This is a genomic window from Colwellia sp. MT41, assembly GCF_001444365.1.
GTDB classification, from domain to species: Bacteria; Pseudomonadota; Gammaproteobacteria; order Enterobacterales; family Alteromonadaceae; genus Colwellia; species Colwellia marinimaniae.
Map to the genome: position 1 here is coordinate 2,187,355 of NZ_CP013145.1, position 22,623 is coordinate 2,209,977.

The following is a 22,623-nucleotide window of genomic DNA, read 5'->3' on the forward strand; positions in this document are numbered from 1 at the left end:
AACCTCAATATTCATGATGATATTCACCTCCTTCTAAATATTCTTGAAACTCATCTACATGTCCACTCCCTACAGACATGACAGTTTCACAACATTTTTTATTATTACATTTTAGAAGAACATTTATGGTGTACTTAAAATATTGCTATATCTCATCCAAATTAACAATATTATCAACACCAAACCATTCACTGGCTTTAGCGATAACATTAGCACTAGGTTGATGAAAAAAAACAGCAAGATTTTCTTTCGCTCTTGTACAACAAACATAAAATATTTTTTCTGTTTTATGACGTACATTATCGTTGCCATTACCTTCAAATAAATAGTTAAAATTGTAACTATTCCACTTACCATTATCTAAAACGACAAGTACATTAGAGTACTCAGCACCTTTAGTCTTATGCTGCGTTGAAAAGGGAGTATAACCTTCTAGATATTGATATAAATCTCTAAATTGTTGGTAAGGTATTTGACAGATTTGTTGGTAAACATAATTTCTAGATATTTGAAACCTTTCTAATTTATCATCTACAACAACAAGGTTCAGTGTGCTTGCAAAGCCTATCACATCGCCAATAGATCGTTCTTCTACTTCAATCAATGCATCCATTGATTCTTTTAAGCATTTTTTATCTTCTACTGAAGTAATTGAAAAATCAGTTATTCGTGAAAACTCATTGAATCGTTTTTCTTTATACAAATGAATACAGTGTTCTATTTTAAATAAATGTTTAATCAAATCATCTCTTTTAGAGGCAGGTTTACTTAAGTCTTCCGCATTGTTTTTTTTGTCATCAAGCAACATATCTTTATCAATGTAGAGTTTGGATATTTCATCGTAAGGCTGCTCGAATGCAAAATGATATGCTTGAGGGTTAGCATCTATATATTCTCGCTGTCCTTTGGTAGGCGCTAGTAGTTTAGGAACATCATCTTTTAAACCACCTAATTCCCCATATACTTGCTTAAATGTTTTCCCTTCAGTTTCTATTTTATTATCATCCTTTTTGATATAGCCCTTAACACGCTTAATAAATTCTAAAACTTTATCTTTATCGTAAATACGCATTAAATCATCAAAACCTGCTTTCCCTGCAATTAGGTTATGAGTTAGGTTAAGCTCTTTAGTCTTCGTAGAATCATCAAAATCCCAAGCCAAGTTATGGCGAACAACATCTAAATCATCATTATTAGAATATAGGAAAAGTGCGGTCCCTTGCTTTGCTGTGCCATCTGCATTCATATTGGGGGCATTAATATCTTTAGATGGCTCTTGCAATAAACCATCAGTTCTTATTTTGTTGGCGAGATCAATAACGAGTTGAGGGTTCCGTCGGTTTTGTACTTTTTTGACTTCAGTAACACGCGGTGGAACTTGTTGAGTATATTCATTTAAATTCCCGACACTGCCAGGGTAAATAGATTGCATCGCATCACCGAAAAAACCAACAATGTTGTTTTTTGGAGATTGATTTAAATGTTCAAGTAATAATTTGACAACATTTGGGTCTGTATCTTGATACTCATCAACGAGAATAAGTGGGTAGGAATCTTTAGTAATCGTACAAAGTTTTTCATATTTCTCGTACATTTTACAAGCTAGAATTAACACCTCATCATGAGAGATACACCCATCTTTAATTTTTACAAATTCTTTATATTTAATGTCACTTTCAAGTTCATTAAAAAAATCAACCGCAACAGTCTCTCCATCAGGTGATTTTATTTTCGGCTGCTCATCATCATTCATCAATTCGATCAAAGTGCACTTTAACTCACACTGAAAATGTTTAATATTACGCCATAAAAAATCATGAATAGTCGATACATGAAGCTGGTCATGTTGAACACGCTCTTCAATCTCATGCACTGCTGCATTAGTATAGGTAATACAAGCAATCGAAGACGTTGGCTTTTCAACCAATACAGCTTTTAATACTTCAACAAGAGAGTAGGTTTTACCGCTACCCGCACCACCACTTAAAAGGAAGCTATGGCCTTGCCTGATTAATTGAATAACTTGTTGAGATTCAGACGTAAGTTGGGATATATCTAACTCTTGCGTAGCCATAATAATCCTTCCTTGATATAGCTAGGTACTTGCCAATTACTAAATTCATGTTCACCAACTTTTTCACTATTCAGCAGTATCTCAATCGCAAGTGTTGGCTTGCTATTTACCGCCTTTTCAGCAAATACATATGGATCTCCATCGGCATCATCAACAAATTTGTTGAAATGTTTTTTCGTTAATGACGGGAAATTTTCTGCATCATTACCTAACAATGCTTTATTTAAACTAAAGAAAGCATCTTCAAAGCTGCGTCCGTGGTACCTTGATTCTTCTGTTTGGTAAACCATAAGAAAATATCCATCTGGATCTTGAATCCATTGGGTATCAACTTTTCTTAAGACCTTTTCATCGATTGATAAATTTTTATAAAAATCTAAATCGTGATCACCAAAGAAGAACTTTAAAGATGCATTTGAAGTTTTATTTGCTAAAGGGTCTGACGGCTTACACTTAATCGTTTTTTTCTTGGTCTTCTGCCCGTCAACGATCTCTTGTGTGTATTGGCTATCAATATCGGTGATCACCAACGACTTAATACCAATAAAGTCAATGAACTTCTCAAATATTTGTGAATAAGCACCAACCTCTACCAATGAAATATTTTGAGACAATAAGGGTGTTTCATCAGGGGAGCTAAACTCTTGGTCAATTTTTTTCATCATGGCTGGGACTAATATTCTTTCAGTATCTCCTTCAATAAAAATGGCTTTATCAGCGAAAAACAGCTCAGCTCGATTTAAGGTCAGGTACTGCTTTAAAAATTTAAAATCTCTTTTTAATTTAGCATCTTCAATATCATCTCCTGATTTATATTCATCCTGAAGTGCCTTGAGGTTTTTGGCTTTAACGTCGTAGGTTGAATTATTTTTACGTAAGTATTTAATATCATTGAAATCACATTCAGAAACAATATGAGATGAATGTGTTGTAATCACCGTCTGAAGTTGAATAGTGATACCATCTTCACGTTCTCGATTTTCTTTTAATAATGATTTTATATTTTTGATAAAGATATATTGCATCTGAGGATGAGTGTGTGCTTCAGGTTCTTCAATGAAAAACAGATTAATCGCGGCAGGTTTCTCCTTAAGTGTGCGGCGAAACTTCCCCATGACCATTTCAATATCAAAGATCATACTTATCAGATTCATATACCCTAAACCATTATAATGCTCTGGCAGATCGTGAGAATCATGAGAATACATCACCGTAGTATTACCATCGAGTAAATCACGGTGCTGAAGCGTTGAGGCTATTTTAAGTTTAGTATCTGTAGGATTGACACCTCCAAATTGATTAACCTTCTTGATTAAACCATCAAACATGTCAGCATATATTGTACTTAACTCTTTATCAGTATTTCGAAGGGTTTGTTTAAATCTGTCAGATGCATCAATTTGTTCTTCAGAATCGTCTGTTCGTTTATAAATTTTTGCTGTTTGAAGTGATAATGTTTTATCACTTTCTTTATTCGTTACACTCCTTTTGGCACTAATATAATCAAATGACAAGATATTGGTGAGGTGAATATTCTCTTTTACAAGGTCGATGAAAACTGTTTCATCTGAGAATAGAAGGCTTTTCTTTTGAACAGAACCAAAATAATCTAAAAGGTGCTCTTTAAGAAATAACTCAGGATTATTGTTAAACTTTTCAGACTGCTCAGCATAATAACCTTTAAGCTTGAGAAGTTGTTCATGGCCAATCTTGTATTCAAATTTAAGGACAATGTTATTATCACTAGGATCGAGACTCATTATTAATAAACGGACTTGCGATAGATCGTCTTGCTCCGTATATTCGATATATATTTTAAGTTCTATTCCTAACGGTTGATAGTCGTTCTCATTAGGCAGCACTTTGCTACCGGAGAGATATTCAACCAGCTCTTTTTTTAATCCAACATTGAAATCATCTAGCGTAATTGCTTTACGGCTTGATGGATTAATAAATTTATCAAGCGCGGTTAATACGGAAGTTTTCCCTGTATTATTTTTACCTATAATCAACGACAGTTCATCTTCAAGATCTAAAGAAAAATCTTTTAATAACCTGAAGTTTTTGATTTGAATTTTTGATATTTCCAATTTTAGTCCTTAATAAATGCCTAAGCTTAAATTTCGATTTAAGCTGTGTCCCTTAAATCTTTCATGCAATATTCTGCCCTTTAAACTAGACCGTATCACATTAATAATTATAAGCAAAACATATCTCTAGGAGATAAATACAAACGTGATTTCACGCAATAAAAAGGCTATGTCTGAGTAAATTGTTGCAAAGGAACCATACTTAATTTATGTGTGAATAACTTCCAAGGTGACACTCATGAATGAACAACAATTTACTCCTTTTTTACAGCAGCTTACATTGTTATCGCCGAGTCAGCGACAACGACTTCATCACAGACTAGGACAGACTGAATTATCGGCAGAAGAAGTCTTATCAGTTCAGGCAACTTTGCAACGATGTCCTCACTGTCAGTCAACGTTATTAAAATCATGGGGTTCAAGCCATGGACTGCCCCGTTATCGGTGTGCAACCTGTCAAAAAACATGTAATCCATTAACTAAAACGCCACTGGCTAGATTACGCCAACGCGATAAGTGGCTAACCTATGCTCAAACATTAATTGATGGGTTGAGTATTAGAAAAGCAGCCACATTATGCGGTGTTGATAAGAACACAGCATTTCTTTGGCGTCACCGGTTTCTAGAAATCGCTAACACGCATCAAGCGTTGCATGAAGAAGGGATTGTTGAAGCTGATGAAACCTTTTTTCTTGAGTCGTTTAAAGGTCAACGCAACTTACCGCGGCCACCAAGAAAGCGTGGAGGCGTGGCGTAACGCCATAACTTACAATATCTATTAATACATTAAGCTGCCCGCCAAAGGCACTATCGGTTCCTGTTCACCCCTTCATTATTCGTGCAACCAGTCCATCAGCCCAATCAAAAGTAACAGCCCAAATCATGCAAATCATAGCGGCTGCATAAACACCTATGATACAAAAATAAATTGCAAGTACTGTACAAGCCAGACCAGCAAGAGAGCAAAAGTTGGGAATATCCTTTACATAAGAGGGTATGGTTGGTTGCTGAGTTTCTGTTGTCATTCTGGTTCCTTGTAATTATTCAGTTCTACTTCATTTGAAGTGTGCTATCTTGGCTGCGAAATTATTACTATCATAGGATTATAAGAGAATGGTTGTTTATACAGTCGGTACATTTGATTTATTGCATGTTGGTCACCTTGCCTTGTTGGAATACTGCGCTAGCTTAGGTGATACAGTTGCCGTTGGTGTTGCCTCTGACGAAGTTGTTAAATTGTATAAGCCTAATGCTCCGGTTATTCCTCTTGAGCAACGTATAAAAATGCTTCTTGCTCTAGACTGTGTGGATATCGCACTTCCCTACCATGAACTTGATTATATCGCTGTTTGTAAGGAAGTTAAGGCTGATATTTTTGTGATTGGCGAAGACTGGGGGAGAAAACCTCATAATCAGGGTGTAGAAGAATATTTAAAAGATAATGGTAAGAAAATTGTTCAGGTTAACTATCATCCGCATAATTCATCGACTAAAATCAAAGCACAAATTATCGCTCAATATCAAATTGATGCAAATACATATAACAAATGATAAAATAAACTTGTGTAATGTCTTATATAAATAACAAAAGCATCTAAGGGACTTCCGCTTCGCCCGTCCCCGGATGCAGGGCGTTGGTACAAAATCTAATCCAAACCCTGTTTTTACAGTTTAAGCCTAATGTCGGCAGTGTGGTAGAAACGGTCTATATTAAATTATTATGTGTGGAACAGGGAACTTTAATACCGATAGGTGTTCTTATAATGCGTTTACTTGAATTCAGGTGAACGCTTTTTTTTGACCTGATTTTAAGTTTCTTTATTGATACAAAATATAATCCTAATCACTATTTTAACCAAATTAAATAATGTCTATTTTGTGGTAACAGTGTTCCTTATCTCGTAATCAATGACCAATAAAAAACAGATAACCGTAAGCTAACGGTGTTTTGAGTGTGATATTTTATTACTCTCCCGCAGTAATAAGCCTAGGTCTAGTTAACATAGACTAGGACTTACTTTAAAGGGTCATTCGAAGAAATTAACGCCTGCTCAAACGCGGCCTTTAACACACCCTCAATTTTTGCTGGTTTTTCGGTTACTCTATCAATAAATACATGGGTCATAGTGCCATAAGCGCATGCAGACTCTTGTCCTTGTTTAAATATTGCCACGCCATATTCAACTGAAGAGTTACCTATTCTGTTTACTCGAAAAGCGCCAAAAATTTTGTCTGGAAAAGCGATGCTCGTATAATAATTACAGGCTGAACTTACGATATAACCAATAATTGGACTGGTTTGAATATCGAAACCGGCATGTTCAATAAGGTAGTTATTGGCAATGCTATCAAAGTAAGAATAATAGGTGACATTATTGACATGCCCGTAGACGTCATTATCCATCCAACGCGTGGTAATTTCTTTCATAAGCGGCTTGGTAAATAGCCAAGACATCTTCATATAGCACATCTTTAGGATTATTAACCAATAAACGCGTTTGCATCATGGCATCTTGTGCCAACATGGCTAATTTATTTTCGGCTATGTTCATTGCTTTTAATGAGTTAGGTAACCCTAAACGTTGTATCAAATCTTCAAGGTAAGTAATTAAGTCATAACAAAGTAATTAAATAAAAGTAATTTGAACTTGCAGTATGTTTTGAGTGTATTCAAGTATTAGTTAACTAGATAATTTTGATAGATGATTTATTGAGTAAGTAAACCCTCTTTTGACATTGTCATTTCTATCACTTATAAACTATAAATGCGTAATTTCATTTTGAGCAAAAATCACTTTATTTTTTCCAGGTCCAACATCATCAAAAGCAAACAAGGAAGCAGCACTATACTCAGATGTATTAGCTTTGATACCAGCTAAGTCATCAATAAATGATCCTTATTTTCTTGGGTTGAGAATGTCTTTGAAGGAGACTAAACCTTACAACGAATTTATCAAAGATTGAGCTGACATAGCGATTATGTTCGGAAGTGTCTAAAACGAGAAAGGGCTGCACATTGTGCAGCCCTTTGAATGTGGCGGTGAATCCAGATTTGAACTCTACGTCGTAGGTGCTGCACTACAAACCCTTGTTTTTTTTAACGTCAGAAAGCAAAAAACCGCAACTCGTTAAAGTTGCGGGTTCTTAGAATGTGGCAGTGAGATTGAAATTTGAACTCTATGTCGTGGGTGTTGCGCTATAAACCCTTTACCTACTTTTAAACACTTTAAATGCAAAAAACCGCAACTAGTTAAAGTTGCGGTTTCTTAGAATGTGGCGGTGAATCCAGATTTGAACTCTATGCCGTAGGTGCTGCGCTACAAACCCTTGTTTTTTTTAACGTCAGAAAGCAAAAAACCCGTTAACCTTTCGATTAACGGGTTTTTCTAAATGTGGCAGTGAGATAGATATCTGAACTCTATGCCGTAGGTGCTGCGCTACAAACCCTTGTTTTTATTAACGTCAGAAAGCAAAAAACCCGTTAACCTTTCGATTAACGGGTTTTTCTAAATGTGGCGGTGAGATAGAGATTTGAACTCTAGGAGGGCTACAAACCCTCGCCGGTTTTCAAGACCGGTGCTTTCGACCACTCAGCCATCTCACCAAGTTACTTAAAAGGAAAGGTTTTGCTATTCCTCGAAAGTGGGCGCATTCTAAATACTGGCACCTTCTTTGTAAAGCGTTAAATGCGAAAAATGTTAAATAAAGTCATCTAAACTGTTTGTTCGGCTTTTAAATAAGCAAGTTGTTTTAAAAATAAGCAAACCTTTGCTGATTTTACTTTCAAATAAAATATTATTTACTTAAGGTGTGACAGTGGTTAACAAATAGATATGAGTTGCATGATAGGATAAATCACCGGCTAGTTCTTTTAATGCTAACCCTATAAAACATAACTAATAAAATTTTATAGTAAGGACTTTTCTTATACATCTATAATCGCTTTTATATTTGTATTTATGCGATAATAGCTAAAAATACCGTTTAATTCATCGTTTTTATCCTAGGTCGCGACGTTAGCATTATGATACCCACTGATTATTGGCTTAGCGTATAGTGTTTTATTTTAGGGCATTAGCCAGCGGATTTTTTATACTTATCTTAAGTCACTCTGTTTACGCCAGTAATTTAGTGGTCACACTCAACGGCCAATTGCCAAAAGTTGTCCATAACAATATACGTGCTCATTTAGGTAAGTTACCCAATAGTGTCTTAGAGCGCTCTGCTTTTATTTATAGCGCCAAAGATAACACCCGCGAAGCACTACAAGCGCTAGGCTATTATCAAGCAGAGATTATTAGCCAAGTAATTGACAACAATACTATTACTGAAAAAACGAGTGCAAAGCCATGGCTGCTTAACCTTAACATAACGTTAAACGCTGCTACCTTAATAGATAAAGTGATTATTAGCCTTGATGGTGAAGCGAGTCAAGACCCCGCCTTCCAAGCATTACTTAATAATCATGGGATTAAACCAGGTGAAAACCTTCATCATGGCAAGTATGAAAAGTTAAAAGCGGATTTGCTTTCTTTAGCTTTACAGCGTGGGTATTTCAATGGTGCATTAACTGAAAGTAAAATAGTGATCAAAAATCAATATCATTACGCTGATATTACTTTGCGCTATACCAGTGGCCCTCGTTACCGGTTTGGCGACGTTACCTTTAATGATTTTGATCTAGAGCCTGAATTGTTATCCAATTTAATCCCCTTTCAGAAAAATCAATATTATAGTACCAGCGCTTTTCACCAACTACAGCATCAACTGGAAGCTACTCAGTACTTTGGCAGCATCATCGCAGTGCCCGCAGATAAAATTGAGGATAATATTAATCACCAATATACTTTACCCATTAATGTTGCTCTAACGCCCGCTAAAAGTCATCAATTCGACTTGGGCATTGGTTATGCCACCGATACCGATTTTCGTCTTTCTGCGGCTTGGCGTACGCCTTTAATTAATAAATATGGACACTTTCAAGAAACTAAATTTGAATATTCTGAAATAAATCCAACAGGTAAATTTATTTATAGTATTCCTTTAAACCACCTAAGCCGAGATTTACTGCAATTTCAAATGAACATTGAAAATGTGGATTATGCTGAGCAAAAAACAAAATTTTATTCCACTCAAATTGGCAGGCTGGTCAGTAATAATAAATGGCAAAGGCAAATTTATACTCGTTATCATAAAGAGGTCTGGCAATACGAACTTGATGAGCAAGTACCGAATATTGATTGGTCTGAGTTAGATGCAGCAAGTTATCTTATTCCTGGCATTACTTGGTCAAAAACAAAGCGCTCAGGCCCGCCATTAGATCCCAGTGAAGGCTTTCGCCAAACCTATAATATAGAAGGGGCGCATTTAAAAGCAGGTTCGGACAATAGTTTCTTTCGCATTCATGCCCGTTGGAATTACATTACCACATTGAAAACTAATCACCGTCTGGTTACCCGCGCCGAGTTTGGCGCCATTTATGTGGATAGAGACGCAGAATTAGCGCCATCATTACGTTTTTATGCCGGTGGTGATCAAAGCATTAGGGGATTTGCCTATCAATCTATTGGTGCAACGATTCCCTCATCATCTGATCCTGAGCAAGGCGAGCCTATCGTTGTCGGCGGTACTCGCCTCTTAGTAGCAAGCATAGAATATCAATATTACCTGAACGATAAATGGCGTATTGCCCTATTTTCTGATGGTGGCAGCGCCGCCAATAAAGGTGAATTTAAACCCGTGTATTCTTTTGGCACAGGTTTACACTATATCTCCCCTGTGGGCGCGGTAAAATTTGATTTCGCCTATGGCATTGATGGTGATGATAGCAACTGGCGCATTCATATCAACTTAGGCGCCGAACTGTGATCTGGCGCAGAATAACCTATAAAATAGCAAAATGGTTAACGCTATTACTTTGTTTAGTCACTATTTTACTGACCACACCTATAGGCAGCCGCTTAACGATTAGCTTACTGAACAACATTGATGGCATTCATGCAGACTACAAAGCTGGCTCCTTAATCAGAGACATTGAACTCAACTCTTTTCATCTTAACTTAACGACTTTAGACATTAAGATTAAGGATTTAGTTGCTGAAATTGATTTTTCATGTAGTTGGCAAAAAAAGTTATGTATTAAATCACTTAAGCTAGCTAGCTTTTCGCTAACCTATACAAAAAATAAAACGGCGGCTAAGCGTGCGAGTAATACGGTAAATGATGAGCGTTTGTTTGTTATGCCCTTTGCCATTGAAGCGCAAGCAATAACAATTAATAACAGCCATTTAGTCATTAACCAAACGGTAATAGATATTGAGCAGTTCACCGCGCAAGTAGATATTAAGGCAAGTCAATTTACTATCTTGCAGCCAAATGCCGACAAATTAACCATAACGTTCGACAAAAATAGCAACAATGAAAACAATAGTTCTCAACAAAATAACGCTGAAAACAGTAATAGCACAAATTCAATATATGCTGCTTTTAGTACACTACCAAAAGTCTATTTACCCATATCGTTAAATATTCAACAATTATTCGTTGATAAGTTACGCATAGTCGATGATCAAACACAGAAAAACATCACACTAAATAGTACCCTTAATAATGATATCCAATGGCCTTATCAACAAAACCAACTCACTGGCACTTGGGCTAAAAGTGATGTCAATATAACGGAGTTTAAGACCTCAACAGCAGACTATGCCATAAAACATTTAGCGCTAAACACGCAACTGATACCGCCTTATAAAATTAATGCTCAGTTGGTTGCCCGATTAGATAAAATACCACTTTGGCCGGAAGCGTCTGATTCAACCCTAGACATAAGATTGCAAGGTAGCGTTGATCAATTAAACGTAAAGCTAACCAGTCAGGGTAGCGTGGTATTAAACAGCCAAGGGACAATTAACTTAACCCACCAGCAACTTCCTTTTGAGCTACAATTATCGGCCGATAAACTACCCCTGCCCTGGTCTTTAGCGCAATACGGCCAGCCTTCATCACTTTACTTAGATCTGGTTGGTGATTTAAGCCAGCAAACAGTTAAATTAAGCAGCCAGCTCAATAGTTATGGTTATAAAAATGCCCAATTAAAGTTATCCGCTCATCACCAACAAGGTTTAATTAGCCTGGATAAATTAGCATTTAACGAGCCAGACTCGAATAGTCAATTAAATTTACACGGGCATATAGATTTTCAGTCTAAAGAAATAACGTGGCAATTATTTGCTGACTCTGCTGGTTTTACCTTGCCAGAAATTAACCTTAAAGCGTTAGTTTTTCCAGAAAACACTGAGTTCAACATTAACACCAGCGCCAACGCCAGTGCAGACAAAAGCACTGAAGCCAAAACCAGCTTTATTGAAGACATATTACCAGATGTTATCAATGGTCGAATTCGAGGGAAATTTGCCAGTACTGGCTCTTGGTCTAAGTCACAATGGTCACTCGCTATTACGGATACCGATGTTTCTGGCCGCATTAATGATTCGGAGCTAGTCATTCAAGGCGACATAGCCTTAAATCAATCTGGCTACTTCTCATCGGGTGATTTATCACAAGGTAAGCTGCTAATAGCCATTGATAATGATCAATTAACCTTACAAACGTCCCGCGATAATAACTGGCATGTTAACGGTCAACTCAGAATTAGTGAGATTAACCGCTGGTATCCATTGGCTAGCGGCGCTATTACCAGTAATTTCACCATTAAGGGCAATAAACACCAGCCCATTATTACCCTTAATAGTAAGCTAAAGCAGCTACATTGGCAGCAGTTTTATAGCCCCTCGCTAGAAATCACCGCGGTTTATCAGCCATTTAATAATCATAGAATCCAGCTAACAATACAAAATGAACGTTTGCACATCACTGTTAACAACGACAGCCTAAGTTTGCAAGATATAGCGCTTAATTTTTCTGGTGACTTTAATCAGCAGCAATTACAGCTCGATTGGTACGGCGATTTGGCGGGCAAACTAAAATTGTCAGGTCAATGGCATAACGCCCTAAACGATTGGCAAGGCATAGTTGAATACAGTGCCTTAACGTATAAAGACATCACTTGGCGCAATGATAACGCTTTTTCTTTAGCTTTTAATCTAGATAAACAGCAGTTACTCATCGAGAAACATTGCTGGCAAGGTACAGCAGTTAAAGTATGTTTACCTGACAATACCATTGTGGGTGCATCAGGTGATATTACTTTAGGGTTAAACATAGATTTATCCTTAATGGATGAATTGATTTTACCCGAGGGGGTACAACTAAAGGGTAAGGTTACCGGTGAGATAACCGCACAATGGTCACCCACTCAGGCAATATCGGCACAGGCTAACTTTGCCTTGTCGTCAGGTAACATAAAGGTAAATGACGAGTACCATGAACAACAAATTGGCCAGTGGCACCAAGGTGGGTTTTCGTTCAAGGTAAACAAAAAGCAATTTACCAGTAAATTTCAGTTACAAGATATTCAAGAACAAGTACTTATTAACATCAACTCAAAAATTGACTTTATTGATGATTTTCCCATTGATGGGCAAATAGAAGTTAATCAGTTTAATTTACAACCTTTTCAAGCACTAATTAGCAAGGTAGTTCATTTACAAGGTTTGGTAACGGCCATGCTAAGCGTTAGCGGTACAATAAAGGCTCCTGTAGTCAACGGTAGTTTAGCACTAGAGAGTGGCGAGCTATTATTGAGTCAAAACCCCAACAAACTGACAGACATTAACGCTGAACTGCACATTAACAATAATCAGGCAACGCTGCTTGGGGAATTTTCTATAAAAGGTGACCCGGCTATGTTAAAGGGTCAGCTTGGCTGGCAAGATGGTTTTACTATGGAGTTAGATCTTACTGCCAAGCAGATACCCTTAGTATTTCCGCCACAATTGCTAATGACAATATCACCCGCATTGAATTTCTCTGTGCAAGATAAAGTATTAACCATTAGTGGCAATGTAACTGTGCTAGACGGTAGTTATAATATTGAAAAACTGCCACAAGGCAGTATTACCTTAAGTGATGATGTCATTATAGTTGATCAATATGGACGGGAAGTTGTTAAAAAATCATCTGGGTTTGATATTACAACCAATGTCAGCATTCATATCACCAAAGCGTTTAAAGTCTCTGGCCAAGGGTTAAAAAGTAATTTGTTTGGCCAATTACACGTTAGTCAGCAGCTGAATCAACCGTTACAAATTTTCGGTAATATTCAATCAGCAAAGGGTACCTACCAAGCCTACGGACAACGATTAACGATTGAAAAAGGAGAACTGAGCTTTAACGGGCCGATTAATAATCCCTACTTTAATTTACGTGCGAGTAGACATATTAAAGCCGAAGATATTGAAGTTGGACTAAAAATAACTGGCTTAGCTGACACTTTAGCTATACAACTATTCTCGACACCAACGATGGAAGCGCCTGAAATACTGTCTTATTTAGCCAGAGGGCGAGGTTTAGATTCTGGTGGCAGTAATGGCACAGCAGCGGCAAGTATGCTCATTGGTTTTGGCGTAACGAATAGTGTCGGCTTATTTGATCGATTAGAACAGCTACCATTTATTAGTAATATTGCTATAGATACTGAAGGCGAAGGCGATACCACACAAGCGATCATAAGTGGCTATATTGGCAACCGTATCTATGTAAAATATGGTATTGGTGTCTTTGAGCCTATTAATGAATTGACGGTAAGGCTGTATTTACTTAATCGCTTATGGTTAGAAATTGTCAGTGGCATTGAACAATCAAGTGATCTCTATTATTCCTTTGATATTGATTGAAGGCCATAGATAAACGTTTTGTCTGGTAAATATTCAAAATAAATAAGCATCGCGTCGGGGATTTCATCAATAAAGTAAATTACGGTGAATTACTCATTGATTGGCAACAAGACGATCCACAAATCACACTGAGTTTAAAAGAAGTTGATGGTAAGGTTTTTAATCGAAAAAAAATATCATAGTCGAGCATCAGCCCTTACGATAAAGAATAAAATATAGCGTTAAATCAAAAACGACAGCTATGTTTATTGCCATTTATAACGAGCATTATTTTTAAATTAGAGTTTCATAGGGATTGCTAGTATATTAGCTGATAACATCATTAACCTATTATTGACCTTTTATTGACACTATGATATTTACTCATTCTAAATTCTATCCGAGCAACGCATGCTAAAGTCTCACTTTCTTCCACACGGAAGTATCGATATTCAGCTGGATAATGACCTAGTTTCTATGGATATTTCAGGACCTTGCAATACTGAGTTTTTTGAACTTATGGCGGAAAAATTAGCGAAACTTATACCACAGCTAAATATGAATAACTATACTGGCTTAGTCATACTTCGCGATGAGGCACTAGCAACACCTGAAGCGATGGCATACTTCACCAACTATTTAAAAACAGTGCAAGTACGTGCTGTCGCCATCAACTTGCAGCATAGCCTTACTCCGTCAACCACTCATGACATTTGCAAAAAAGCTTACACTGAGGCCGGCGTAGAGCATCGCTTTTTCTATGATAACCATAGTGCTAATGCTTGGCTAAGAAGTTGTATGGCTACCCCGAGATAACATATTAATATTGGTAAAACTATTAATAGATTTTATCTTTGTCTGTCAAATAACAGCTCAGCTAATTTATCGACTCAAATTTATAAATAATTTTCCGCTGATATTGTTGCTTTGGCATCAATATATTACTGGGGAAATGTTTATGATTGTCCGCATCGGTATAGTTTTGCGCTTCTAAACATAAACCTTGGTACGAGCTAAATTTGCCAGTTAAGTAAAAGCCCGTATAAAGCTGTATCGTTGCTTGGTCGGTATAAACAGACACACTAATTTGATTTTTTAGTGAAGTAAGAATTGCTTTAGGCTGTTCAAACGGCGTGTTATCCAAAATAAAACAGTGATCATAACCGTTTTTTGTTTTAAGGGATTCATCTTCAGTATGCTGTTGTCGATGGCCAATAGCGGCAGGCTCTCTAAAGTTATAATCTGTCTCTGCTACCGAGATAATATTACCCGTAGGTATATTGGCTGAATCAGTTTCAAGCAATGCCGATGACATCATTTGTAAATAGAGTGATTGGCAATCTTTTTCACCCAAATTAAAATAAGCATGGTTGGTCAAATTTATTGGCGTAGCTAAATCAGTATTGGCCGAATATTGAATACTGAGTTTATTGTCAGCACTTAACTGATAAGTAACAGATAACGCTAAGTTTCCAGGAAAACCTTGATCGCCATTAGGGGAAATAAGCAATAATGTCACTGCAGAATTAGTGACTGTTTCTTTATCTACTTGCCAATAACGTACGGAAAAATTATCGGGTCCGCCGTGTAAACAGTTGTCACCATCATTTAAGGCTAACTGAACTTGACGACCAGCAAGCTCAAACTTACCACCGGCAATACGATTACAGACTCGACCACAAGTTGCCCCTAAATAAAACTCATCGGTTAAGTAATCGCTAGCCGAGGCATAGCCCAATATCATTTCCGTGGCTTTAGCGTTAACGGGAAACTTAATTGACTTAATTCGGGCACCAAAATTCATAATTTCAACTGACATGCCAAAGTCATTGGTCAATGTTACTGTTGTCAGTGCTGATCCTAATTCTGGTGCTGTTTCTAGCTCGGTTGCCAAATAAGTCATTAAATTAAAAATCCATTTGGATTCTTTGACTGCCAGCGCCAGGTATCCGTCATCATTTGTTCAAGACTTCGATTGGCTTGCCAATTCAATTCTTTATTGGCTTTGCTAGCATTGGCCCAAAAAGCAGGCAGATCGCCGACTCGTCTTGGTGATACTTCAAACGGAATTTTTTTATTAATCGCTTGTTCGAATGCTTTGACAATAGCAAAGACCGAAACGCCATTTCCTGTACCTAAATTAAAGGCTTCAACACCGCTAAAGTCAGGGTGGCGATTTAACCAGTCTAGTGCCGCAACATGACCTTGGGCTAAATCCATCACGTGTAAATAATCACGCTCGCAGCTACCATCTTTAGTAGGGTAATCATCACCAAATATGCGGAGCTTGTCGCGCTTACCTACGGCAACTTGGGCAACATAAGGTAATAGGTTATTGGGAATACCTTTTGGATCTTCCCCTATAGCACCACTTTCATGAGCACCAATGGGATTAAAATAACGTAGGGATACAGCTCTAAATTTACTATCCGATAGTGCTAAATCGGCTAGTATACGCTCGACCATGACTTTGCTAGCACCATAGGGACTAGAAGGTGTACCCAGTTTCATCGTTTCGACATAGGGCACATTATTTTCTTCGCCATAAACGGTAGCGGATGAACTAAAAATGAAATTATGTACCTTATGTTGCTGCATAACTTCCAGTAGGCAAACCGTGCCATGGACATTGTTTTGATAATAACTTAACGGGATTTCTGCCGATTCACCAACCGCTTTAAGTGCAGCAAAATGAATAACCGCATCTATTGAAAATTGTTTAAATACCCGGCTTAATTTCTCTTTGTCGCAGATATCACCTTCAACAAACTCAACTTTCTTTCCGGTGAGCTTTTCAACTCGGTCAATTGACTCAATACTGGAGTTAACCAAATTATCATAAACGATAACGTCAACATTATTTTCTAATAACGATAAAACCGTATGGGAGCCAATATACCCCGCGCCACCGGTGACTAATACTTGCATTTTGTGTCCTTTAAAAATATGAAAGGTCAATTGCTTATACTTTTAATTAGCATATGGATGGCAATTGACCTTTATTAACTTACTGTTTAGCTGATTATTTTGCTTAGCGCTTTACGTACCGCTTTGTTTACCACCAAGTGGCATATAAAGCGGTAAGAATAAGTACCACACCTACTGCGGCGACATTAAATGACTTAGTGGTGGTAAAACTCACTTGTGATAAATCAACACTACTATCTTCCGTAGGCGGTTTACCTGCCATAGAGACAAAGTAACAAAGCGCTAAACATAGTAAAAACACTAAACCAACACGGTCCATAAACGGTAGTTCAGGCCAAGCAAACTTAAGTATTAAAGAAAATACTGCCGAGCCTAAGGCGGCCGATAATGCGCCCATTGAGGTAGCTCTTTTCCAGAACATACCCAGAACAAATATCACCACTATGCCTGGAGTAAAGAAACCAGTGAATTCTTGGATGTATTGGAACGCTTGGTCAAATTCACCCAATAATGGCTGAGCGACGATCAAGGCGATACACAAAGAAACTAACGCGGCAATACGGCCGATATGCACATAGTGACGTTGGCTTTCATTCGGTTTAAATTGGCTATAAATATCCATGGTAAAAATGGTAGAAATACTATTGGTCATCGATGCCAACGATGACACTATCGCAGCAACCAAGGCGGCAAAAACTAAACCTTTAATGCCAACAGGCAACATTGCCATCATCGATGGATAAGCTTGGTCTGGTGTGGTTAATGTGGGATAAAGTACAACCGCGGCAATGCCGGGCAAAACCACAACAATCGGCATCAGCAATTTAAGGTAGGCAGCAAAAGCAATGCCTTTTTGCGCTTCTTTAAGATCTTTAGCGGCCAAGGCGCGCTGAATAATATACTGGTTAAAGCCCCAATAACTAAAATTCATCACCCACATGCCGCCAATTAATACCGAGATGCCCGGCAGGCTCATATAATGTTCATTTTCTGGGCTTAAGATCATATCAAAATGCTCTGGCATTTGCTCGGTCAGTATACCAAAACCAACTAATACCCCTTGGCCATCAGCAACTGCATCTAAGGCCAAGTAACTCAGTAACAGGCCGCCCAAGACTAATAACACCACTTGTAAGATGTCGGTAAAAGCCACCGCTTTCAAACCACCATATAAAGAATAAGCAACCGAGAATACCGCTAAAAAAATCATGCCGAACATCCAATCGACGCCCGCCACGGTTTCAATAGCCATGCCGCCTAACCATAACACCGCCGTTAAGTTAACAAAGGTGTAGACCGCCAGCCAAAAAATGGCCATGGTCGTTTTTACCTTGTTATCAAAGCGTTGTTCAAGATATTGCGGCATGGTAAATATTTCATTTTTCAGGAAAATAGGCAGCATATATTTACCGACTAACACCAAGGTAATGGCAGCCATCCACTCGTAGGAAGCAATCGCTAAACCGATGGCGTAACCCGAGCCTGACATGCCGATAATTTGTTCAGCGGAAATATTGGCAGCGATTAAAGAAGCGCCGATAGCCCACCAAGGTAAGGATTTACTGGCTAAAAAATAATCTTCGGTATTCGCTCCCTCGGCCTTCTCATTGCGAGAAATCCATAACGCTAGGCACAACAGTCCTATGACATAGACAATAAAGATGGTGCTATCTATCGTGCCCAATTTGTTGGTAAATTCCATATATCTCCCCTTTAACTTTTAATTGTAATTATTTGTTTTTATTAGTTTTATTATATTTTATTTTTATAAATGTTAGCTTTATTCAATTCTAACTTTAGCAATTATCTAAATGCACCTTGTGTCGCCGTACAGTAATATATACTCGGCTTTAAACCAAATTCCTTCTCATAGTTGTTGTTGACAACCTGCTTTACCTGTTCGACCAAAGCCGTTGGCACTAAAGCGACCACACAGCCACCAAAACCACCGCCGGTCATGCGCACGCCGCCTTTTGAGCCTAAGACACCATCAATCATGTCAACTAAGCCATCCATTTCCTTGGTAGTGACTTCAAAATCATCACGCAAAGAAATATGAGACGCTCTCATCGCGACACTGATTGTTGCCATATCATTATTTTTAAGCGCCTTGAAAGTAGCAAGCGCTCGAGAATTTTCACTGATCACATGACGGGCGCGCTTGAACAATACCGGCTCAAGTTGCTCTTTGGCTGAATTAAGTTGCTCTATGGTGACCTCCCGTAGGGCAGAAACACCAAAGTACTTGGCAACTTGTTCACATTGCTGACGCCTTAAGTTATAGGCACTGTCTACCAAGCCACGTTTTACCTTGGAATTTACGATAAACAGCGTTAAATCATCTGGAATAGGCGCATTTTCAAACGATAAATCTTTGCAATCAAGTAACATGGCATGCCCTTGCTGTCCCAGGGCTGAGATAAGTTGATCCATAATGCCGCAGTTACAACCAACAAAATTATTCTCCGCTTGTTGGCCAATAAGCGCGGCATTAACACCATTTAAATCTAATTGATAAAGCTGGCTAAAGGCTTTTAAGATAGCAATCTCAAAACTGGCAGAAGAGCTTAAACCAGCACCTTGTGGTACATTTCCGGTAACCACTAAGTTTGCGCCATTAATTTCAGGGTACTTTTTCATTAATGCTTGTAATGTACCTCTAACATAATTACTCCACATCATCTGTTGATCAAACACTATCTCAGTCAAATTAAATTCATTAGTTTGTTGGTCACAATCATGAGCATAAACTTTAATGACCTTATCTTCGCGAGCTGATGCAGCAATGGTAGTGCCGTAATTAATAGCGGCGGGCAGAACAAAACCATCATTGTAATCGGTATGATCGCCAATTAAATTGACTCGGCCAGGGGCATGGCAAACTAGCTCAGCTGAGCGTTGAAATTGCTGTTCAAATAATTGTAGGGCTAGTTCTTGCAGTCCAATATTCACTTGAGTCATTTACTTGCCGCCTTATAATGAATATTTGGCAAATCACACAATTTTTGGGCTGCTTGCTCTGCCGTAATATCTCGTTGCGCTTCAGCCATCATTTCATAACCGACCATAAATTTACGCACCGTGGCCGACCTTAATAGTGGCGGGAAGAAACTGGCATGTAGAGTCCATTCATCATGTTGTTGGCCATCAAAAGGCGCACCGTGCCAACCCATAGAATAAGGGAAAGAACACTCAAATAAATTGTCATACTTGATGGTGATTTTTTTAAGAATATCTGCGAGAGATAACTTTTGCGCGGCATTTAGCTCAGTTATACGAGCCACGGAAAAGCGTGGTAGTAGTAAAGTTTCAAACGGCCATGCGGCCCAATAAGGTACTACCACTAGCCAATCATCATTTTTCACCACAATACGTTCTTTATTTTCGACTTCTCTGTTTACATAGTCTTGCAATAAATTGCTGCCATGTTGCTCAAGATAAGCCAACTGCGCATTTTGTTTTTTCATCACCAAGGTCGGTAATTGTTGTTGCGCCCAAATTTGTCCATGGGGATGTGGATTAGAACACCCCATAATACTGCCTTTATTTTCAAAGATCTGCACCGATAAATAACGTTGTCCTAATTCTTGACATTGATTTTGCCAAGTATCAACAATATGAGAAATTTCCGCTATTGATAACTCCGGCAAGGTTTTACTATGATCCGGTGAAAAACAGATAACACGACTTTCGCCCTGCTCTGTCGCCATTTTAAAAAGTGGATCATCACTACTCACGATTGGAGTATCTTTTTTTATCGCGGCAAAATCATTAGTAAAAACAAAGGTATCTTTATAGTCATCGTTAACTTCACCATTGATGCGAGTATTACCTGCACATAAAAAACAGTCTTTGTCGTAGGCCGGTCTTTGCTGCTCATCAAGCTTTTCTACCTGACCTTGCCATGGCCGCTTTGCTCGGTGAGGAGAAACCAACACCCATTCATCAATAAGTGGGTTATATCTTCTGTGCGGGTGTTCCGTTGGGTCAAATTCTACAGTCATAATATTTTTCAAAGTGAATAAGTGAAAACTTAAAACCAAGGGTAAACGTTTACCCTTTTATGTGCAAGATCTATTTTTAGTAAGGTTAATCTTGATGGATAGCTATTAATTAGTGTATATTCCCTGAGTATTTAACTAAATCTAATCATGTAAACATTTACCCTATGGCAACAATAAAAGACGTAGCTCGCAGCGCTGGTGTTTCAGTGGCATCCGTTTCACGCGTATTAAACAAGGGTCCAAAAGTCAGTCAAAAGACTATTGAAAATGTATTAAAGGTGGTGAAAGAGTTAAACTACAGCCCTAATGCTAATGCTAGAGCCTTAGTCACACAAAAAAGTACCACTATTGGTGTGGTCATTCCTGAGCTAGTCGACCCGTTTTTTGCCTCATTAGCTCATGGTGTTGAACAAGTAGCCCGCAAAAAAAACATGCAATTATTATTAAGTACCGGACTAGTAAGTGCAGCAACAGAAATGCAGGCCATCAATTTACTGATTGAAAGGCGCTGTGATGTCATGGTGGTGCATAGCAAAAAATTATCGGATGAAGCCTTAATTGAGTTAGCCAATAACGTCCCTGGCTTAGTACTGATTGATCGCTATATTGAAGCAATAGCTCACCGTTGTGTTTGGTTAGATAATCTAGAAGGTGGTAAAATCGCCGCTCGGCATTTATTAGCTTTAAATCATCAAAGCTTTGCCTGCATATCCAGTAAACATCAAATAGACGACCCTCTACTGCGCCTACAAGGTTTTCAAAGCGAACTTGAATTGGCCGGTGCCAATATTGAAGAAAGCCTGATTGAATATGGCGAGCCGACCCTGCAAGGCGGGGAAATGGCCACGCAAAAGCTACTGGCTTCAGGCAAGCGTTTTTCTGCGTTATTTGTTTATAACGATGCCATGGCAATAGGGGCAATTTCGACCCTAGAAGATAATGGTTTTAAAGTGCCATCAGACATTTCTGTACTCGGCTTCGATGATGTTTTACTGTCAAGATATTCTAGACCAAAATTGAGTACCCTCAATTACCCCATTGAAGAAATGGCCATGCAAGCCGCCAATATAGGGCTTGAGATAACAAAAAATCGACCTACAAACACTAGTGGCGTAAGCTGCAAGCATATCCCTAGACTTGTTAAACGAGAGTCAACAAGTTTTAAACAGTAGCGGTGAATCCAGATTTAAACTCTACGTCATAGGATTTACGCTACAAATCCTATATCTGTTGCACAACTACACTCTAAACGAAAAGAAACCGCAACTCGTTAAAGTTGCGGTTTCTTAGAATGTGGCGGTCAGATTGAAATTTGAACTCTACGTCGTGGGTGCTGCGCTACAAACCCTTTGCTACTTTTAAACATTGTAAAAGCAAAAAGCCCGTTAATCTTTCGATTAACGGGCTTTTCTAAATGTGGCGGTGAGATAGAAATTTGAACTCTATGTCGTAGGTGCTGCGCTACAAACCCTTGTTTTTTTTAACGTCATAAAGCAAAAAACCGCAACTCGTTAAAGTTGCGGTTTCTTAGAATGTGGCGGTGAGATTGAAATTTGAACTCTATGTCGTGGGTGCTGCGCTACAAACCCTTTGCTACTTTTAAACATTGTAAAAGCAAAAAACCCGTTAACCTTTCGATTAACGGGTTTTTCTAAATGTGGCAGTGAGATTGAAATTTAAACTCTATGTCGTAGGTGCTGCGCTACAAACCCTTGTTTTTTTAACGTCAGAAAGCAAAAAACCGCAACTCG

The 22,623-nt window shown here is 38.2% G+C and carries 15 protein-coding genes, 1 tRNA gene and 1 pseudogene; 6 read left to right on the forward strand and 11 right to left on the reverse strand.

Going from position 1 to position 22,623, the window contains the following annotated elements; translation table 11 throughout:
* Positions 1 to 145 precede the first annotated feature (145 nt).
* Positions 146 to 2,074 carry a UvrD-helicase domain-containing protein gene (locus tag CMT41_RS09395; RefSeq protein ID WP_058027118.1) on the reverse strand — a complete coding sequence of 643 codons (1,929 nt, stop codon included), beginning with the start codon at positions 2,072 to 2,074 and terminating at the stop codon, positions 146 to 148.
* The gene (locus tag CMT41_RS09400; protein ID WP_058027119.1) at positions 2,056 to 4,164 is read right to left on the reverse strand and encodes an ATP-dependent nuclease; all 2,109 of its coding nucleotides are present in this window, start codon (positions 4,162 to 4,164) and stop codon (positions 2,056 to 2,058) included. Before CMT41_RS09400 ends, CMT41_RS09395 begins: the two co-directional genes overlap by 19 nt.
* A 238-nt stretch (positions 4,165 to 4,402) precedes the next feature.
* Between CMT41_RS09400 and CMT41_RS19115 the strand changes: the two are divergent.
* Positions 4,403 to 4,918 (forward strand): annotated as a pseudogene (locus tag CMT41_RS19115) (transposase); the annotation flags it as partial.
* 67 nt (positions 4,919 to 4,985) lie between these two features.
* On the opposite strand, the gene CMT41_RS09410 reads toward CMT41_RS19115, so the two are convergent.
* Complete coding sequence (locus tag CMT41_RS09410; RefSeq protein ID WP_198149736.1) at positions 4,986 to 5,189, reverse strand: CDP-alcohol phosphatidyltransferase family protein; 204 nt, start codon at positions 5,187 to 5,189, stop codon at positions 4,986 to 4,988.
* Positions 5,190 to 5,277: 88 nt separating this feature from the next.
* On the opposite strand from CMT41_RS09410, the gene CMT41_RS09415 reads away from it, so the two are divergent.
* Positions 5,278 to 5,715, forward strand: coding sequence for an adenylyltransferase/cytidyltransferase family protein (locus tag CMT41_RS09415; protein ID WP_057181065.1), 438 nt, complete (start codon positions 5,278 to 5,280; stop codon positions 5,713 to 5,715).
* Positions 5,716 to 6,178: 463 nt separating this feature from the next.
* Here CMT41_RS09415 and CMT41_RS09420 read toward each other — a convergent pair whose 3' ends face one another.
* The 3 genes from CMT41_RS09420 to CMT41_RS09425 form a co-directional block, all read right to left on the reverse strand.
* Complete coding sequence (locus CMT41_RS09420) at positions 6,179 to 6,592, reverse strand: acyl-CoA thioesterase (RefSeq protein ID WP_232299940.1); 414 nt, start codon at positions 6,590 to 6,592, stop codon at positions 6,179 to 6,181.
* On the reverse strand, positions 6,561 to 6,755 hold the full coding sequence (locus tag CMT41_RS18675; RefSeq protein WP_231733029.1) for a hypothetical protein: 195 nt from the start codon (positions 6,753 to 6,755) through the stop codon (positions 6,561 to 6,563). The genes CMT41_RS09420 and CMT41_RS18675 overlap by 32 nt, the downstream gene beginning before the upstream one ends.
* 922 nt (positions 6,756 to 7,677) lie before the next feature.
* Positions 7,678 to 7,768 (reverse strand) — tRNA-Ser (locus tag CMT41_RS09425).
* 527 nt (positions 7,769 to 8,295) lie between these two features.
* Here CMT41_RS09425 and CMT41_RS09430 point away from each other — a divergent pair.
* The 3 genes from CMT41_RS09430 to CMT41_RS09440 all read left to right on the forward strand — a co-directional run bounded on the left by CMT41_RS09430 (position 8,296) and on the right by CMT41_RS09440 (position 14,756).
* The gene (locus CMT41_RS09430; RefSeq protein ID WP_232299941.1) at positions 8,296 to 10,032 is read left to right on the forward strand and encodes an autotransporter assembly complex protein TamA; all 1,737 of its coding nucleotides are present in this window, start codon (positions 8,296 to 8,298) and stop codon (positions 10,030 to 10,032) included.
* Positions 10,029 to 13,961, forward strand: coding sequence for a translocation/assembly module TamB domain-containing protein (locus CMT41_RS09435; RefSeq protein ID WP_058027123.1), 3,933 nt, complete (start codon positions 10,029 to 10,031; stop codon positions 13,959 to 13,961). The genes CMT41_RS09430 and CMT41_RS09435 overlap by 4 nt, the downstream gene beginning before the upstream one ends.
* Positions 13,962 to 14,351: 390 nt before the next feature.
* Positions 14,352 to 14,756: a hypothetical protein gene (locus CMT41_RS09440; protein WP_157466345.1), complete on the forward strand. Its 405-nt coding sequence runs from the start codon at positions 14,352 to 14,354 to the stop codon at positions 14,754 to 14,756.
* A 61-nt stretch (positions 14,757 to 14,817) separates the two neighbouring features.
* On the opposite strand, the gene CMT41_RS09445 is transcribed toward CMT41_RS09440, so the two are convergent.
* The 5 genes from CMT41_RS09445 to CMT41_RS09465 form a co-directional block, all read right to left on the reverse strand.
* A complete protein-coding gene (locus tag CMT41_RS09445) occupies positions 14,818 to 15,843 on the reverse strand; it encodes an aldose epimerase family protein (RefSeq protein WP_058027124.1) in 1,026 nt (341 codons plus the stop codon).
* On the reverse strand, positions 15,843 to 16,868 hold the full coding sequence (gene galE / locus CMT41_RS09450; protein WP_058027125.1) for a UDP-glucose 4-epimerase GalE: 1,026 nt from the start codon (positions 16,866 to 16,868) through the stop codon (positions 15,843 to 15,845). Before galE ends, CMT41_RS09445 begins: the two co-directional genes overlap by 1 nt.
* Positions 16,869 to 16,995: 127 nt before the next feature.
* On the reverse strand, positions 16,996 to 18,570 hold the full coding sequence (locus CMT41_RS09455; protein ID WP_058027126.1) for a sodium/sugar symporter: 1,575 nt from the start codon (positions 18,568 to 18,570) through the stop codon (positions 16,996 to 16,998).
* A gap of 101 nt (positions 18,571 to 18,671) precedes the next feature.
* Positions 18,672 to 19,829 (reverse strand): galactokinase, encoded by a 1,158-nt coding sequence (gene galK, locus CMT41_RS09460; protein WP_058027127.1) that lies wholly within the window; start codon positions 19,827 to 19,829, stop codon positions 18,672 to 18,674.
* Entirely contained in the window at positions 19,826 to 20,872 is a 1,047-nt protein-coding gene (locus CMT41_RS09465) for a UDP-glucose--hexose-1-phosphate uridylyltransferase (RefSeq protein WP_058028193.1), read from the reverse strand. Before CMT41_RS09465 ends, galK begins: the two co-directional genes overlap by 4 nt.
* Before the next feature lie 164 nt (positions 20,873 to 21,036).
* Here CMT41_RS09465 and CMT41_RS09470 point away from each other — a divergent pair, with 164 nt between their 5' ends.
* Complete coding sequence (locus CMT41_RS09470) at positions 21,037 to 22,044, forward strand: LacI family DNA-binding transcriptional regulator (protein WP_058027128.1); 1,008 nt, start codon at positions 21,037 to 21,039, stop codon at positions 22,042 to 22,044.
* Positions 22,045 to 22,623: the final 579 nt, after the last annotated feature.

What these genes read in the sequence shown, in the direction of transcription:
- CMT41_RS09415 (WP_057181065.1), top strand. Translation starts at nt 5,278, where the DNA reads ATGGTTGTTTATACAGTCGGTACATTTGATTTATTGCATGTTGGTCAC.
- galE (WP_058027125.1), bottom strand. Translation starts at nt 16,868, where the DNA reads ATGCAAGTATTAGTCACCGGTGGCGCGGGGTATATTGGCTCCCATACG.
- CMT41_RS09440 (WP_157466345.1), top strand. Translation starts at nt 14,352, where the DNA reads ATGCTAAAGTCTCACTTTCTTCCACACGGAAGTATCGATATTCAGCTG.
- galK (WP_058027127.1), bottom strand. Translation starts at nt 19,829, where the DNA reads ATGACTCAAGTGAATATTGGACTGCAAGAACTAGCCCTACAATTATTT.
- CMT41_RS09420 (WP_232299940.1), bottom strand. Translation starts at nt 6,592, where the DNA reads ATGAAAGAAATTACCACGCGTTGGATGGATAATGACGTCTACGGGCAT.
- CMT41_RS09470 (WP_058027128.1), top strand. Translation starts at nt 21,037, where the DNA reads ATGGCAACAATAAAAGACGTAGCTCGCAGCGCTGGTGTTTCAGTGGCA.
- CMT41_RS09445 (WP_058027124.1), bottom strand. Translation starts at nt 15,843, where the DNA reads ATGACTTATTTGGCAACCGAGCTAGAAACAGCACCAGAATTAGGATCA.
- CMT41_RS09395 (WP_058027118.1), bottom strand. Translation starts at nt 2,074, where the DNA reads ATGGCTACGCAAGAGTTAGATATATCCCAACTTACGTCTGAATCTCAA.
- CMT41_RS09410 (WP_198149736.1), bottom strand. Translation starts at nt 5,189, where the DNA reads ATGACAACAGAAACTCAGCAACCAACCATACCCTCTTATGTAAAGGAT.
- CMT41_RS09455 (WP_058027126.1), bottom strand. Translation starts at nt 18,570, where the DNA reads ATGGAATTTACCAACAAATTGGGCACGATAGATAGCACCATCTTTATT.
- CMT41_RS09465 (WP_058028193.1), bottom strand. Translation starts at nt 20,872, where the DNA reads ATGACTGTAGAATTTGACCCAACGGAACACCCGCACAGAAGATATAAC.